At 64.1% G+C, this 14,763-nt stretch carries 14 protein-coding genes; 3 read left to right on the top strand and 11 right to left on the bottom strand.

Going from position 1 to position 14,763, the window contains the following annotated elements; all coding sequences use genetic code 11:
• Positions 1-234 precede the first annotated feature (234 nt).
• Complete coding sequence (locus IPM12_09915; GenBank protein ID MBK9148114.1) at positions 235-996, bottom strand: DUF3575 domain-containing protein; 762 nt, start codon at positions 994-996, stop codon at positions 235-237.
• Positions 997-1,160: 164 nt separating this feature from the next.
• On the opposite strand from IPM12_09915, the gene IPM12_09910 reads away from it, so the two are divergent.
• Positions 1,161-1,550, top strand: coding sequence for a rhodanese-like domain-containing protein (locus IPM12_09910; GenBank protein ID MBK9148113.1), 390 nt, complete (start codon positions 1,161-1,163; stop codon positions 1,548-1,550).
• A gap of 87 nt (positions 1,551-1,637) precedes the next feature.
• Here the strand turns inward: IPM12_09910 and IPM12_09905 are convergent, their stop codons facing one another.
• The 9 genes from IPM12_09905 to IPM12_09865 all read right to left on the bottom strand — a co-directional run bounded on the left by IPM12_09905 (position 1,638) and on the right by IPM12_09865 (position 12,079).
• Positions 1,638-2,378: a hypothetical protein gene (locus IPM12_09905; GenBank protein ID MBK9148112.1), complete on the bottom strand. Its 741-nt coding sequence runs from the start codon at positions 2,376-2,378 to the stop codon at positions 1,638-1,640.
• 91 nt (positions 2,379-2,469) lie between these two features.
• Positions 2,470-3,528 carry a hypothetical protein gene (locus IPM12_09900; GenBank protein ID MBK9148111.1) on the bottom strand — a complete coding sequence of 353 codons (1,059 nt, stop codon included), beginning with the start codon at positions 3,526-3,528 and terminating at the stop codon, positions 2,470-2,472.
• Positions 3,515-5,950 carry a hypothetical protein gene (locus tag IPM12_09895; GenBank protein MBK9148110.1) on the bottom strand — a complete coding sequence of 812 codons (2,436 nt, stop codon included), beginning with the start codon at positions 5,948-5,950 and terminating at the stop codon, positions 3,515-3,517. The genes IPM12_09900 and IPM12_09895 overlap by 14 nt, the downstream gene beginning before the upstream one ends.
• 44 nt (positions 5,951-5,994) lie before the next feature.
• Entirely contained in the window at positions 5,995-6,996 is a 1,002-nt protein-coding gene (locus IPM12_09890) for a DUF4349 domain-containing protein (protein ID MBK9148109.1), read from the bottom strand.
• A gap of 67 nt (positions 6,997-7,063) precedes the next feature.
• On the bottom strand, positions 7,064-8,224 hold the full coding sequence (locus tag IPM12_09885; GenBank protein ID MBK9148108.1) for an endonuclease/exonuclease/phosphatase family protein: 1,161 nt from the start codon (positions 8,222-8,224) through the stop codon (positions 7,064-7,066).
• Between the two features lie 38 nt (positions 8,225-8,262).
• Complete coding sequence (locus IPM12_09880) at positions 8,263-9,156, bottom strand: rhomboid family intramembrane serine protease (protein ID MBK9148107.1); 894 nt, start codon at positions 9,154-9,156, stop codon at positions 8,263-8,265.
• Between the two features lie 18 nt (positions 9,157-9,174).
• Complete coding sequence (locus IPM12_09875) at positions 9,175-9,945, bottom strand: rhomboid family intramembrane serine protease (GenBank protein MBK9148106.1); 771 nt, start codon at positions 9,943-9,945, stop codon at positions 9,175-9,177.
• Positions 9,945-11,771 carry a DNA mismatch repair endonuclease MutL gene (gene mutL, locus IPM12_09870; protein ID MBK9148105.1) on the bottom strand — a complete coding sequence of 609 codons (1,827 nt, stop codon included), beginning with the start codon at positions 11,769-11,771 and terminating at the stop codon, positions 9,945-9,947. The genes IPM12_09875 and mutL overlap by 1 nt, the downstream gene beginning before the upstream one ends.
• Positions 11,759-12,079, bottom strand: coding sequence for a hypothetical protein (locus tag IPM12_09865; protein MBK9148104.1), 321 nt, complete (start codon positions 12,077-12,079; stop codon positions 11,759-11,761). Before IPM12_09865 ends, mutL begins: the two co-directional genes overlap by 13 nt.
• A gap of 57 nt (positions 12,080-12,136) precedes the next feature.
• Between IPM12_09865 and IPM12_09860 the strand changes: the two genes are divergently transcribed.
• Positions 12,137-12,598 carry a low molecular weight phosphotyrosine protein phosphatase gene (locus IPM12_09860; GenBank protein ID MBK9148103.1) on the top strand — a complete coding sequence of 154 codons (462 nt, stop codon included), beginning with the start codon at positions 12,137-12,139 and terminating at the stop codon, positions 12,596-12,598.
• Positions 12,579-13,307: an SAM-dependent methyltransferase gene (locus tag IPM12_09855; GenBank protein ID MBK9148102.1), complete on the top strand. Its 729-nt coding sequence runs from the start codon at positions 12,579-12,581 to the stop codon at positions 13,305-13,307. The genes IPM12_09860 and IPM12_09855 overlap by 20 nt, the downstream gene beginning before the upstream one ends.
• Here IPM12_09855 and IPM12_09850 read toward each other — a convergent pair whose 3' ends face one another.
• A complete protein-coding gene (locus IPM12_09850; GenBank protein ID MBK9148101.1) occupies positions 13,308-14,744 on the bottom strand; it encodes a hypothetical protein in 1,437 nt (478 codons plus the stop codon).
• Positions 14,745-14,763 lie beyond the last annotated feature (19 nt).

Raw genomic sequence — 14,763 nt, 5'->3', positions numbered from 1 at the left:
GCAGGTAAGTGGTGGTCGGCTGATGGATGAGCGCATCCGGGCCCTGTCCCAAGGTGACCAAGGCCCAAGCGAGATCCGTTCTCATTCGCATCGGCGGGCAAATATGCGCGCTTGTTCTGTTTGCTTCCGGGACGCCGCGCAGCTGCGGGATGCGCAAGGAATCAATTGACCGGCCCGTTGGGCGGAATGAAAAGGCCCCAGGATTTCCCGGGGCCTTCGCGCAAAGGGTGCGGATCAGAAAGCGTAGCCGATGCAGATGCCGCCACGCAGGATCGCGAAGACCTTGTTCTCGAAATCGGCCCAAGCCTGGGTGTTGCTCGACCCGGCCTTCGGGTCGGTGAGGATGTCGCCCAGGATGAAGACCTGGATGTCCTCGTCGTCCTGATACTTCTCGATGTTCCGCTGGATGGTCTGATAGTCCTCCAGCTCCAGGTTGGGGTCGTTGGTCTCCAGGTGCGCATTGCCCACTGCCATGCCGTAGCCGAGGTTGAGGTCCATGTACACGCGCGGTCCAAGCGGGAACTGCGCGCCCAAGGCCAGGCCACCGCCAAAGGCAGTGGCGCTGCCATCGGCGTTGGCGCGGATCTTCCCACTGTTCTTCTCGTAATCGTAGGGCAGAAGGAAGCTGTAGTTGAAGTAGCGCAGGAAAGCCTCCACGTAGAAGCCCTTGAAGGTCTCCTTCGGGTAGAAGCGGAAGTAGGGATTCACGAAGATGCCCTGCGGCTCCACATCACCGGTATAGGTTTGCTTCTCGCCATCGATGGTGCCGATGGCCTCGACCTTGATCACATTCGGCAGCTTGTAGCCGGCCAGGAGGCCCACCGACGTCTTACCGCCCGTCTTCTGCTCGTAGTTCGCGTTGACCGACAACAGGGCATAACCAACGAGGTTGGTCTTCACGATGCGCTTCGGAGCGAAGAGGGTGCTGACCGCATCCTGAGCGTTCACCGAACCGCTGCTGATGACGACCGCGGTGGCGATGAGGAGCTGCTTCATGGTGGTGGTGTTTGGGCCTGAACAAATGCGAACAGGGGAACGAATGTAGGTGGAAACCTTGTCGAGCAGCAAGCAACTCCGATATGCGGGGCACCCAGGATCAGCCCTGCTGCCATTGCCGTGCATGCTTGCCGGATTGGATTCTTTCCGCAGCTTTGGGCACCATGCGCAACCTGATCACCAGCGTGCTCCTCTTAGCGGCGGCCTTTTGCTCGGCACAGGCTGATGCCAATTCCACCGCCGTGATCGAGGTCACCCCGGAGGCGGTACTCGCCATGCTAAAGGACAATGTGTTCCTAGCAGACGTGAATGAAGAGTTCACCTACGCCGAAGCGCACCTGCCCGGTGCCAGGCTGCTGGTGTACGATGCCATCGCAGCCGACCAGCTGCCGGCCGACAAGGCGCAGCCCATCGTGTTCTACTGCTACAGTCCCGAATGCCCTGCCGCGCGCATGGCCGCGGAAACCGCCATGAAGCTCGGCTACTCACGCGTGCATTGCATGACGGCCGGGATCACCGGCTGGCAGGATGCTGGCTTGCGCACGGAGCCATGAGCTCTGGGGGCTTTCCCATGAACCATTAACAACACGGACGCCGATGGTTGATAGCCATCGGCGTCCGTGCAAGAGGCTATCGGGGGATCACTCCACCTGCACGATGCGTCGGCCTTGCTGCTGGTAGAGGCCCGGTGCCCGCTCATTGCCCACCGGGCGGCCCATCACATCGTAAGACGGACCGCGCACGGAAGGAGCGCGCTGGTGCACCTCGGCAATTCCGGTCTGTGCGTTCTGCAAAGGACTTGCGGAGAGGATGAGCTCATCGATCGCCCAGCCGCCGCTGCCGCCTTCGTAAGGCTGGAAACGGATCTGCATGGTGCCGAATGGATTGCCCTCCGGGATCACCACATCGCCGAGGCCGGTCAGGGTCACATCGGTCCACGCGGTGGGCACTTGCGCATCGGCGATCTCTTGCAAGGGCTGCGCAACATCGCCGGTGTAGAGCACCTTAACGCGCTGCGGCCCGTCCTGGTAAATGGCATGGCGGAAGCGGATGCTGTCGATGCGCACGGGGGCCGTGGCGATCACGTTGAAGATCACGCTGTGGTCGGGTCCAGGCTGCACCGGCCAGCCGGCCGTGAAGATGGCATTGTCAGCAACCGTCACCGGCAGCGGGCAGGTCTGCACGCCGATCCAAGCCGCGTTGGTGCCGATGAGGGCTCCGCCCAGCGCATCGGGCATGTTGCAGGCGCTGCAACCGGCGTCGCAGTTCAGGATCTCGTCGCATGGGAAGTTGAGCCAGCGATACTCGATGCGGTATTGCTGCCCGTAGGCCTGGGTAGCCAAGGTGAGGAGCACAGCAAGGAAGGGTCGGTTCAAGGCCATCGCGTAGCGTTTTCAAACGCCGGTCCTCGGCGTTCGGGGCGCTCCTACGGCATTGGTCCCTTGAAGGTTCAAGCCCGGCGGATCACCGAACCTATTCGTCGTCCGCAGCGGGATCGAAGAGGCATTGGTGCAGGTGCCGATCGAGCAGATGACCCATGGTGGGCAGATCCTTGTAAGCTGCATCGCCGTGGTGCCTGGCCAATTCGTCGGCCAGCTGCCGGATGTTTTCCACTGGCGCGATCGCATCGGTCTTCATGGCGGAGATCAACGCGTTCAGGCGACCCTCCGCCAGGCGCGCCCGCTTGCGCATGAGCGCACGCTCCTCGCTTCGGTACTGCGCCGCGGTGGCCGCGCCGATGGCCTGCTGCGCGAGCTGCACATAGGGAAGGTTCTCCTTATAGAACTGCGGCAGGTAGCCGCGCAGCCGGCCATCGTGGCTCTGCTGGTCGAGGTCGATGGCGCGGAAGCGGTACTGCACCTGGTCCACGTCGTGGATCGCATCCACTACGAAGTTGTAGGCCCTCATGTCGCCCAGCAGCCGCACGAAGCAGCGCTCGTTGAACTTCACGAACTCCTTGCACAGGCGCACGCTGTTCAGCTTCCCGCCGAAGCGTGCGGGATCCGCGATGAAGGCATCGCCCGGCACGCCGATGATGTGCTCCTCGACCAGTGTGGCGCCATCGACCAGGTAGCTGATGCGGTACGGCGAAAGCAGGTGCTCGAGCTCCAATCCGTACACGCGATTGGCATCGGTGCGCTTCACATAGAAGTAGTCGTGGTTGTCGTTGATCTGGTTGATCACCTTCACCCGGAAGGGCTGCGAGTTGCCGTACGGGCATAGGTCCACCCCGCCGATCCGGAGGTGCTCGATGCGCCGGCCATCAGCCACCAGGCGCTGATAGGTCTGCACCAGGTGCAGATCCAGCTCTTCACGGTCGGCCGGACGGTAGAGCACCGTTTGCCAGAGCGTGTCCGCGCCGTCGGGGCCGCGCCGGGGCATCACGCCGTCGTGCCGGGTAAGGTCCGCATAAGCTATGGGCAGCTGCCCGGCACGGTCGCCCGCAACGAGGTAATCGCGCAGCTCAAGGCCAAGAGGGTAGAGCTTCTTCCTGAGCCCCGGCTCGAGGAATCCGGGATCAGCGCCCAACATGGAAGCTGCGCACGCCGAGCACCGTGCCATCGACATTGGTCAGCTGCAGCGCATACGCGCCTGGGGCCAAACTGCGCGTCTCGATCCGGAGCTCGGCAGGCGATTGGCGAAGAGTGTGCATCACGAGCCTGCCTTGCGCATCAAGGACCTTCATGTAAAACGCGCCTTTCACGGGCTGGCTCATCCGCACGGTGATCGCTTCATCGGCAGGCACCGGGAACACCGCGAATGCCGGACCGCTCGCCTGCTCTTCCATGCCGATGAAACCGCTCGCCTTCGCGAAGGCATACTGCCCTTTGAAAAGCGTGTTCACATCAATCCAGCCGCTGCCATTGGTGGTGCTGCCGGTGGTGATCACTTGGTCAGGATGGATCTGCCAGGGTTCGTCGGCATTGGGCCGCCACACCATCACCATGCCCGCCTCGTCGCCGTTGATCAGCGCATGATCGAACTGGCTGGGCGTTGATCCCAGGTACATGAAGCGCGCGCGCAGCACGGTGCCTTCGGGCCACAGGCCATCGACATTCCAGTAGTGCGTGCCGCTCACCTGCCCTACGCTCCAGCCCAGGTCCTCATCAGCACCGCTCCAGATGTGATCCACTCGGACAAGCGTCGAATCGGTGAGCGCGGTAGCGTACAGCCGGAACTCCACGCGTGGCAGGGCGCTGGAGAAGGCCACACCCGGCACCACGGTGATCTCGTGGTCCATGCGCGCCTGGTTCAAGCGCTGGTAGCGGTTGAGCACGGCCATCACCGGCTCGAAGGGGCAGGTGACCGAGGCCTCCGTGAGCAAACCGCTCGCGGTGATGAGCGATTCGTGCGTTTGCCCATCCGCGCCGATCAGCGTGAGGTCGAGCGGCGTTTCGCCGTGCAGGCCCGCCGTGCCGTACAGCTTCTGCCCGATCCGCAGATCGACCAGCCAGCCGTCGCCGCCCTGCTGCGCGGTGAACGAGCGCACCTCGAAGACGGAATAGCCGGGGCTGAAGACCCAATCGTCGAAGAAGGGATGCAGATCGCGGCCGGTGATCAGCTCCATGGTATCACGCCACATCTCCGGGGTGATCACGGTATCGGCCAGGCGCACCTGCGATTCCCGCATGGCCTCGCGGAAGAGCGTATCGCCGAGGTAGCCGCGCAGGTTGTGCATCACCGCAGCGCCCTTGTAGTAGGTGTGCGTGCCGTAGATGTGCTCATCGGGCATGGGCGAAAGGGCTTGGAATCCGTCATCATCGCCGTGCGCGGTGGTGAGGATGTCGAGCAGGTTGTCCTTCACCATGTTCACCATGGCCGCACGGCCGTTGAGCCATTCCTCGAAGAGATGGCCGCTGTATTCCGCCGGGCCTTCCTTCAGCCACATGTGGTTGTGCACGCGCGGCGTCACCTTATCGCCCCACCAATGGTGGCCGAGCTCGTGCGCGTAGAGCCCGCGATTGCGGCCCACCGACTGCCCGGGCATGAAGTCGGGGTACGCGATGTTGGTGACGATCTCCAAGGCGCCATCGGTGGTGAGCACGTAACCGATGCGTCCGTATGGATATGGGCCGTACCAATGCTCCAGCGCATCGATGCACGCGCCTAGATCGCCGAATTTGCCCACCATGGCGCTGAGCTGCGTGGGCTTGGCGCGGAGCGATACGGGGATGTCGCCATAGGCGCCGGTGTGCGTGTAGCTGCTCTCGGCGTAGTTCGCCACGGCGATGGCGCTCACGTGCGTGGGGATCGCATGCGGCAGGTCGTAGCTGCGGATCACGGTATCGCCGCCAAGCTGCACCTCGCCGATGAAATCGCCCTGGCCCAGCAGCCAGCGCCCGCCCGCGCTCTTCACATGGAAGGTGTAGGCCGCGCGCTCCATGAAGCTATCGAAGCAAGGGTACCACACCTTGCCGAAGTTGGGCGGCACCGTGGTGAGGCCGATACCCAGGTTGTAGATGTAGTTGCTGGCGAAGTAGAAGCCGCCCCAGCTCGGGTCGCCGATGGGCTGCCCGTGGTAATGCACGGTGAGTTGCTGCTCCTCACCCACCATTGGCTCATCCTCAAGCTGCACATCCAGGAATTGGCCATCGTGCGTGAAGGCGAGCGGGCCATTGGCGCCGATCACGGAGTCCACCGTGAGCGCCACGAGGTCGAAGCGGATGCCCGTTTGGCCCGCCAACCGTGCGGCATAAGTGATGGTGGTGGCGGCCGTGATCGCCTGCCCGGTGTAATCGGTCACATCGATCGAGATGTCGTAGTGCAGGATGTCGAAGGTGTCGCTGCGGGCGATGGTCTCATCGATCAGGTCGCGCTCGTCGGGGGTGAGGGCCTGTGGACGAGGCGGAGCGGCTCCATCGCGCAGCACAAGGCATCCGTGCATGCGGGGCTGGGCGGAGACGGCGGCGCAAAGGAGGAGTGTGAGACCAGCGAGGGTGAGTCGTGCTGTCATGGACTATGGATTCGCGCCCGAAGCTAAGCGCATGCGGCCCGCGCTCATCCCTGCGGCCTCATGCGCAACCACCGGCGCAGGAGGATGAATGCGATCGCAGCGAGCAGGATCACGCTCCAATTGCCGGCCACGAGCAGGAAGAAGCGAAGCAGCATCCGCCAGCCGCCCGCCACGGCCTTGCCCAGCTTGCTGAAGAAGCCCGGCTCATACCGGTCAACACCCCGCTCATTGGCCAGCAACTCCTGCCGCACGCTCTGCCGCTGGTAGATCTCGAGCGTGATCGTGCTGTAGTCAATGCGGTCCTGCAGGCTCATGTTGCTCAGCAGCGCGCGATCAGCGTGTTCCTGCCGGTTCAGCAATCGCTCCTCCGTGGCGCTGGTCTCCTTCAGCCGGTTGCCCTGCTCATCAACGGCCTTCTCCACCCGGTCGCTGTAGCGCGTGATGCGGCGCTGCTCCAGCAGGTTCGCGAGCATCAGCGGACGCACATCCTCCGCCTTCACGGTGCGGTGGTCAAGGAAATCAACGAAGCGAGCAAGCATCTTCAAGGTGGTGTCGAGGCGACCCGCGGGAACGCGCAGCACCGAGTTGCTCACCACCGTGAAGCGCGTGGTCTCCAACAGGCTGTCCTCGCTCACCGGCATGGTGTAACGCTGGTCGACCCGCGTGGTCAGGTGCGCATGCTCCACATGCCCGCCTTGCGCCGCGGCAATGTCCTCGATCGCATAGGTGGCCTGAACCACATCCCTCACCCTGAACTTCAGGTCGGCCGTGCGGATGAAGCGGCGCGCAGTATCACCATTCGTTAGGGCGGCGCTTGATGACATGAAGCGCGTGCTGGAATCCGCAGCCGCGGCAACGGACATGTCCGCAAGGCCGTTGTTGGTGGACCAGAAGGAAAGCGAACCGGCCTCGCCTGTTGCCTTCCCTTCCTCGGGTGCGCGTTCTTGTTCCAACATGCTCGTCGCCTCTGGATTCGCGGAGCGCTGGCAAGCAGGAATGACAACGATGAGGGCCATCAGAGCGAGAATGGCGAAGGGAAGCTTCATGGGCCTTGGGTGAATGGATCGTTAACGCAGGCGGTCGCCGTGCATTGCTGCGATACACCCGCAGCGGTCAATCGTTCAATTCCCTGCGCACCGCTACCATCACCGTTTGCCCATGGTGGTCGCTCAATTCCTCTGGCAGCCGCTCGAAGGCCCAGGAGGCAATGGACTCGTCGTGCAGGATGTGGTCGATGCGGAGCTTGGGCAACCTGCCGATGTAAGTGCCGCCCAGGCCGCTCCCGCTCTCCGTGAAGGCATCGTGCCTATCCCCGCGCAGCAGGTGGTAGGCGTAGCTCATGGGCACATCGTTGATGTCACCGCAGAAGATCACCGGATATGGGCTGGCGCGCATGGCGCTGTCGATCACCGCCGCCTCGGCCGCTCGCCGCACCAAGCCATCGCGAAGCAACCCCGCGATCCGCCCGCCATGCTGCTCCAGGAGCTTGGTGCTCGGATCAAGGCTGAGGGAATCGAGGAAATCGTAGTCGGCATCACCGAGGTGCAAGCTGGCCAGGTGCGCATTGAAGACCCGGACGGTGTCGGCGCCGAGCACGATGTCGCTCCAGATGCAGATGTTATTGGTCTTGCGGCCGAAGGGCACGCGGCCGCGGTTGGCGATCGGGTGCTTGCTGAAGGTCGCGATGCCGAAGTGCATGTCGTAGCGCGCCGTGCGCGACCAGGCCATGTGCTCCGACCGATGGCCGAGATCGCCCTTGATCGCATCGCGCGTGCGGAAGAAGCGCTTATCCGTGCTATGGAAGAACTCCTGCAGGCAAACGATCCCGGCTTCCTCGCGCTCCAGCACCTCGAAGATGGCGTCGCGCGTGCGCTCGTTGTCGTCCCAGTTATACAGGTCGAAGAGGCGCACGTTCCAACTGAGCAGCTTCACCGCTTCACCCATCCCTCCGGCAGGCGGTTCCGCGCGACCCATGAGCTGCACGTGGTCCGCGAGGTGCCCGAAGCCGATCAGCAGCGCAGCACCGGATAGCAGCATGCGCTTGCGGCGGAACAGAAGCCAGTACACCAGGAATCCCGCATGCACCACCAATTGGAATGGATACGCGAATGCCAGCAGCGCCAAGGGCCAGAAGAGCTTTGGAGGCACATGCGGCGCGAGATAGGTGAGCAGCAGGATCAGCACCGCAAAGCCATTGGCCCACCAGAGCGGCAAATGCCATCGCGAGGGGCGCTTGCCCGGGGCTGCGTTGGCCGGTGCGGTCGGTTCGTGCATGTGGCGCAGGTATCGGCCGACGGGATGAAGGCCGGACGTTATTTCCCAGCCTTGAACAGGACATCCTTCTCCTCCTTGCTCAGGCTGTCGTAGCCGCTGCGGCTGATCTTGTCGAGGATGGCGTCGATGCGCGCTTGCTGATCGCGTTTCGCGCGATTGAAATCGGCATCGCTCCGGCGCTTGCCGGTGAAGGGCTTCTCTACGCGCATGCGCGCACCGCTCTTCCGCCTGAACAAACCGAAGAAGCGCTCCAGTCCGTTCACGAAGGCCAGGGACCAATCGCTTGCACCAGTCTTCCGCTTCAGTACCATCGACGAGGCGTAGCCGTAGAGCGCACCGCCGATGTGCGCGAGATGGCCGCCGCTGTTGGCGCTCTCTTGCACGCTCACCAGATCGATGAGGAAGAGCACCAGCGCGATCCACTTCAGCCGCACCGTGCCGAAGAGCAGCAGCCGCACCTCATAGTCGGGCCGGTACGCCGCGATGCCCACGAGCACCGCCATCACCGAGGCCGAGGCTCCGTGGATGCTGCTGCCCGCCACCTGATCCGCGTACACCGGCAGCACGTTGTAGCCGATCAGGTAGAGCGCCAATCCGCTGAAGCCGCCGAGCAGGTAATTGCCCAGCACGCGCTTGCTGCCGAGCAGGTCCTCGAAGATCCGGCCCATGAACCAGAGCAGCAGCAGGTTGAAGAAGATGTGGCCGAAGCCCCAGTGCGTGAACATGTAGGTGAGCACCGTCCATGGGCGGAGCAGCAGCGCGCCGAGGTCGCTCCTGCTCCAGAGCCAGCCGAGGATATCCGGACCCGGCTGGCGCATGGCCCAGAATGGCAGGTTGATCAGGTGCAACGCCACGAAAACGGACGCATTCACCAGCACCAGCCGGATCACCATCCCGCCGCTCCGCCACTGCCGCTTCAATTCCTCAAACATGCCGCAAAGTTGGTGCGCTCAGCTCCATGGGCTCAATCGGCGGCGCCAGAGCAGGGCGAGCACAAGTCCCATCAACCCGCCGCCGAGGTGCGCGAAATGCGCTACGTTGTCGCTGCCGCTTCCCATCAGGCCCGCAAAGCCTGCGTAAGTCTCGTAAGCCGCGTAGAGCAGCACGAACCATTTTGCCTTGATGGGCACCGGGAAGAAGATGATCATCAGCTCCACGTTCGGGTACAGGATGCCGAAGGCCGCGAGGATCCCGAAGATGGCACCGCTCGCGCCCACCATCGGCGTGAAGAGGATGGCCGCCATTTCGTTCATCGCCGAATCGCCGAATCCTTCACCGCCGCGCCAGAGATTCACCAGCGCGATGCGGCCCTGCTCGCGCACCTGCTCGATGTCGGCCACGCTCATCAGCTCCGCCAACTGGTTGTACTCCCAGGCCTGCACGCCCATGTTGAGCGTCGCGCCGCCCAATCCGCAGAGCAGGTAGAAGTTGAGGAATCGCTTCGATCCCCAGTGGTACTCGAGCGGCGAGCCGAGCATGAAGAGGCCGAACATGTTCATGAAGATGTGCCCGATGCCGCCGTGCATGAACATGTGCGAGATCAACTGCCAGGGCTCGAAGGCCGGGCCGCCGACATAGTGCAGCCCCAAGGTGAGATTCATGGGCATGCCCATGAATACACCGCCGCTGACCATGGTCACACCGAAGACGATGGCGTTGATGATCACCAGGTTCTTCACCACGGTGGGCGTATGCTGCAAGGGTCCGGTGCGGTACTGCATCAGCGTTCGAAGCGCTCGTTAAGGTCGTCCAGGGTGAAGGTGAAGAGCACGGGCTTGCCGCTCGGGGTGCTCGTGGGCTGCTCGCAACCGAAGAGGCGATCGATGAGGCCGTGCATCTCGGCGATGCCCAATGCGCGGCCGTGGCGGATGGCCATGCTGCGGGCCATGCCACGCGCCAGCGCGGGATGCCGTTCGTTGCGCAGGGCGCTGCCTGCCGATCGCAGCTGCTCCAGCAATTGCTCGATGAGCCGCGCGGGGTCTTCATCGGCGTTCTCAGCGGGCATGCCGTTCACCTGCACGGTGCGTCCGCCGAAGAGCTCGATGTCGAGGCCCATGCAGCGCAGCTCGGGCAGCACGCCTTCGATCAGCGCGAGGTCGGTGGCGCTCAACTCCACATGGCGCGGGAAGAGCTCCGTTTGCGTGATGCCCGCGCCCTGCGCCAGCAGCTTCAGGTTGCGCTCGTAGAGTATGCGCTCGTGCGCACGATGCTGATCGACCACCAGCACACCGCTGCGCACCTGTGCCACGATGTATCGCCCGTGCAGTTGGAACACCGGACGGTCGCCAATCGAATCCTCTTCGCGCGAGGGCAGCACCAGGTCATCCGGAGCCGGGCGCGCAGTCAGGGTGGCCACCGTGGCCTCTTCCGCCGGCGAGGCCATGCCCATATCGAAGAGTTTCTGCCAGCCTTCGGGGCTTGGGCGCGGAGGTGAGGTGAACGCGCCGAGGTCGCTGGGGCGCCAGGCGGGCACTGCGGCCGCAGAGGCCGCGATCATGGCGGGCTCCGGCTCGAAATCCAGGCTGGGCGTGATGTTGAATCGGCCCAAGGCACGGCGCACCGCCGCATGCACGATCGCGTACACGGCGCGATCGTCGCGGAACTTGATCTCGGTCTTGGTGGGATGGATGTTGATATCGATCTGCGCAGGGTCGATGTCGATGAAGAGGAACCAGCCGGGATAACTGTCGGCTGAAACGAGCTCCTCGTAAGCGCGACGCACGGCGTGATCGAGGTAGTTGCTGCGGATGAAGCGGCGGTTCACGAAGAAGAACTGCTCGCCGCGCGTGCGCTTCGCGAATTCGGGCTTGCCCACGAAGCCATGCACCCGCACGAAGTCGGTGCCCTCCTCCACCGGCACCAGGCGCTCGTCGTGCTTGCGTCCGAAGAGACCCGTGACCCGCTGGCGCATGGCCGCGCTCCACGACGCATCCGCAGCGCCGGGCTGCAGGTTGAACTCCTCGCGCTCATTGCTCACCAACCGGAAACCCACGTCGGGATGCGCGAGCGCGATCCGGAAGAACTCGTCGAGCACGTGCTTCTGCTCCACGCTGTCGCTCTTGAGGAATTGCCGGCGCGCAGGCGTGTTGAAGAAGAGGCTGCGCACGCTGATGCTGGTGCCTGCCGGGCCGGCGATCGGCTCCTGCGTGCGCACACGGCTGCCCTCGATCAGCACCCTCGTCCCGAGTTCCTGATCGTGCTCGCGCGTGCGCAATTCAACCTGCGCGATGGCCGCGATGCTGGCCAATGCCTCGCCCCGGAAGCCCTTGGTGCGTATGGCGCTCAGGTCGTCGGCCTGACGGATCTTGCTGGTGGCGTGCCGCTCGAAGCAGAGGCGCGAGTCGGTGAGGCTCATGCCCTTGCCGTCGTCAATCACCTGGATCAGCGTGCGGCCCGCATCCTTCACGGCGAGGGTGATGCGCGTGGCGCCGGAATCGAGGCTGTTCTCGAGCAGTTCCTTCACCACGCTGGCAGGACGCTGCACCACCTCGCCCGCGGCGATCTGGTTGGCCACATGGTCGGGCAGCAGCCTGATCAGGTCGGCCATGCGCTGGGATCCACGAGCCCGAAGCCCTTGATGATGTAGTAGAGCACCACGCAGACAAGGGCCATGATCACCACCAGCCGCATCACGTTGGCGCGGTCGCCGCCCTCACGCTGCCAGCTGTGACGCATGCGCTCGCGCAATTCGGCGTGCCTCGTTGAAGCCGCACTCCTGCCTTCGGCTCGCGCCCGCTCGATGCGCTCCTTACGCTCCTCCTCCACCGGGTCGTAGTAGCGCGGCGTGTAGTCGAAGCCGCGCAGCTTCCGTTGCCGGAAGAGCCCGAAGGCGGTGGGCAGCTTGGGCGCTTGCATGGCGGCGAAGGTAACGGGGCCGCCACGCCTTCCCTTCCGGTGCCGACCTTCGTCGCCATGAGGATCCTGCTGGTCTGCCTGGGCAACATTTGCCGATCGCCCATGGCCGAAGGCGTGCTGCGCCACTTGGCCCAGGAGCGTGGCATCGCCATAACCACCGATAGCGCGGGCACTGGCGACTACCACGTGGGCGAGCCGCCCGACCGCCGCGCCCAAGCCGCCATGCGCAAGGAGGGCATGGCGATCAGCGACCTGCGCGCGCGGCAATTCACGCAAGCCGACTTCGACCGCTTCGACCTGCTCTTGGCCATGGACGCCGAAAACCTGCGCAACATGCGTCGGCTGGCACCATCGCCCGAGCACGCGAGCAAGGCGATGCTCATCATGGATCATGCGCCGCACCATCCGCTGCGCGAGGTGCCCGACCCCTACTTTGGAGGAGACGAGGGCTTCGATGATGTGTTCAGCATGCTGAAGGAAGCCAGCAACCAACTCCTCGATGGCCTTGAGCAGCGCTGATCACGGCACGCTCTACCTGATGCCCGTTTGGCTCGGAGAGCACGGCGGCTTGGAGCAATTGCCGCCGGAGAACATCACCATCGCTTCGCGCATCACGCTCTATTTCTGTGAGCACGAGAAGACCGCGCGGCAGATGCTTCGCCGCATGGTGCCGTCAATCGACCTTGCACTCCTCGAATTGCACCGGCTCGACAAGGACAGCTCGGCCCAGGAAGCGGATGAGCTATTGCGGCATTTGAAAGGAGGCAGGGACGCGGCCATCATCTGCGAAGCCGGCATGCCCGGCATCGCCGATCCGGGAGCTTTGCTGGTGCGTGCCGCGCACGCCGCAGGGATCACCGTGGTGCCGCTCATCGGACCTTCCTCCCTCCTGCTCGCGCTTGCGGCTTCCGGCATGAATGGCCAGCAATTCACCTTCCACGGGTACTTGCCGGTGAAGCCCACCGAGCGCAAGGCTGCGATCAAGCGCTTGGAGCACGAAGCGCAACGCACCGGCGCCGCGCAGCTCTTCATCGAGACGCCTTACCGCAACGATGCGCTCCTCGCCGACCTATTGGCTACCTGCGCACCTGGCACCGCGCTGTGCGTCGCGATCGACCTCACGCAGCCCGGAGGCAACGTGGCAACGCGCATGATCACTTGGTGGCGCAAGAGCAGACCGTCGCTCGGCAAGCGGCCGGCGGTCTTCATCATCGGATCACTTAGGTGATCAGCCGTTGGGCTGCGTGCAGGGCAAGGCCTCGCCACTGCCCGGCGCATGGGGCGCCTTCGGATTGCGCTTCCCCTTGCAGAACGGGCTGCGGTTCATGAGCCAGCGCACGCGGAAGTAGAAATCGGCGGCGTGCATGTCGCGCTTGCTCACCAGCGGGCCGATCCGATCGGTGCCCACCACGATCCCGTTGAAGCGCAGCATAAGGCCCATCGCGGGGCGGCGAAGGTCGTACTCCTCGATCACCAGCGGCATGGCCACTTCCATTTGCCGGGTCTCGTAGCGTGCATTGAAGGCGATGCTGTTGGCGCGGCGCAAGCGAAGGCCATCGCGCGCGCTCAGCTGCTGCACCACCGCGGCGCTCAAGTAAGCCCCACCGGCGATGCGCTTGTCGAATTGCACGCTGGCGGCTGTTGGCAGGCCTATCCGCATCCCAGGGCTGCGCGTCCATCGGGTGGCGCTGGCGATGAGGCTGTCGAGGTCGCCTTCGTCATCGATGGGAAGATCGTTGTAATCCGCAATGTCGAGACCGCCCGCCTCCAATTCGCCCGACCGCGCATCGCGGAAGCTCATTGCACCGAGATCGATGAGCGATGCACCGACACGGTAGTTGTAGCGCAACGGCGCGCAACCGCCGCTGCTGCGGTGCGGCATGTAGCCATCGGCCTCATCCTCAGTGCGCGTGTAGGTGACGCCCAGATCGGCGCCGAAGCCGCGTCCGGCGCTTGCGGCAGGCATCGCGAAACCATATCTCATGGTGGCAGCATGCACGCTGGCGCGCGCCGAATCGAGCACGGTATAATCGATCCCGGAGAAAGACAGCGAGCCGCCGGCATGCGCTTGCAGATAGCGTGCATTGATCCCCGCGCTCAGGATCCCGAAGCCTTGCGCCCTCAGCACCTGGCCCAGGTTCACGCCGAGTTCCGTCCACGCCGCTCCAACCACGCGAACACCTTCATCGGAGAATCGGATCCCATGCTGCGGCTCGAAATTCAACCCGTTGAAGATGAAGTTGCCCATCGCGGGCGATAGCCCCGATGCGCTCACGTGGGCACGGCTGCGCAACCCGAGCCCGATCGTGGTGCGTCCCAGCGCCAACGAAGCACCAGGCCCTGCAACGCCAAGGGAAACCGTCGCGCGATGCCCTTGACCTGCGCCAGCCGAACGCATCACCAGCACTCCATCGGACATGCCTTGGCGCAATTCGCCCACCAGCCGCCGGTCGCGACCGCTATAGGCCACGAGGCTGTTCCATGCGTGCGCATCAACACCGAGGAAGCGGATTTCGAGCCATGGCCACTGGCCGGCGGAGCGCGCCGGATTGACCCACGCGGCATCGGCGCCAGCGTAGTTGCTGTGGAATAAGCCATGGCGCTCCTGCGCATCGGCGGTGAGGGCGAGGAAGCAGGCGAACGGAATGGTCAGTGATGCGCGCATGGCGCGCTCTTACGCTTTC

It is taken from the genome of Flavobacteriales bacterium (genome assembly GCA_016716605.1).
GTDB lineage: Bacteria > Bacteroidota > Bacteroidia > Flavobacteriales_F > PHOS-HE28 > PHOS-HE28.
Note: the sequence above shows the minus strand (reverse complement) of the source record. Positions and strands in the feature narration are given on the sequence as shown.

Coding starts and splice junctions, on each gene's coding strand:
- IPM12_09915 (MBK9148114.1), bottom strand. CDS start 996: ATGAAGCAGCTCCTCATCGCCACCGCGGTCGTCATCAGCAGCGGTTCG.
- IPM12_09910 (MBK9148113.1), top strand. CDS start 1,161: ATGCGCAACCTGATCACCAGCGTGCTCCTCTTAGCGGCGGCCTTTTGC.
- IPM12_09905 (MBK9148112.1), bottom strand. CDS start 2,378: ATGGCCTTGAACCGACCCTTCCTTGCTGTGCTCCTCACCTTGGCTACC.
- IPM12_09900 (MBK9148111.1), bottom strand. CDS start 3,528: ATGTTGGGCGCTGATCCCGGATTCCTCGAGCCGGGGCTCAGGAAGAAG.
- IPM12_09895 (MBK9148110.1), bottom strand. CDS start 5,950: ATGACAGCACGACTCACCCTCGCTGGTCTCACACTCCTCCTTTGCGCC.
- IPM12_09890 (MBK9148109.1), bottom strand. CDS start 6,996: ATGAAGCTTCCCTTCGCCATTCTCGCTCTGATGGCCCTCATCGTTGTC.
- IPM12_09885 (MBK9148108.1), bottom strand. CDS start 8,224: ATGCACGAACCGACCGCACCGGCCAACGCAGCCCCGGGCAAGCGCCCC.
- IPM12_09880 (MBK9148107.1), bottom strand. CDS start 9,156: ATGTTTGAGGAATTGAAGCGGCAGTGGCGGAGCGGCGGGATGGTGATC.
- IPM12_09875 (MBK9148106.1), bottom strand. CDS start 9,945: ATGCAGTACCGCACCGGACCCTTGCAGCATACGCCCACCGTGGTGAAG.
- mutL (MBK9148105.1), bottom strand. CDS start 11,771: ATGGCCGACCTGATCAGGCTGCTGCCCGACCATGTGGCCAACCAGATC.
- IPM12_09865 (MBK9148104.1), bottom strand. CDS start 12,079: ATGCAAGCGCCCAAGCTGCCCACCGCCTTCGGGCTCTTCCGGCAACGG.
- IPM12_09860 (MBK9148103.1), top strand. CDS start 12,137: ATGAGGATCCTGCTGGTCTGCCTGGGCAACATTTGCCGATCGCCCATG.
- IPM12_09855 (MBK9148102.1), top strand. CDS start 12,579: ATGGCCTTGAGCAGCGCTGATCACGGCACGCTCTACCTGATGCCCGTT.
- IPM12_09850 (MBK9148101.1), bottom strand. CDS start 14,744: ATGCGCGCATCACTGACCATTCCGTTCGCCTGCTTCCTCGCCCTCACC.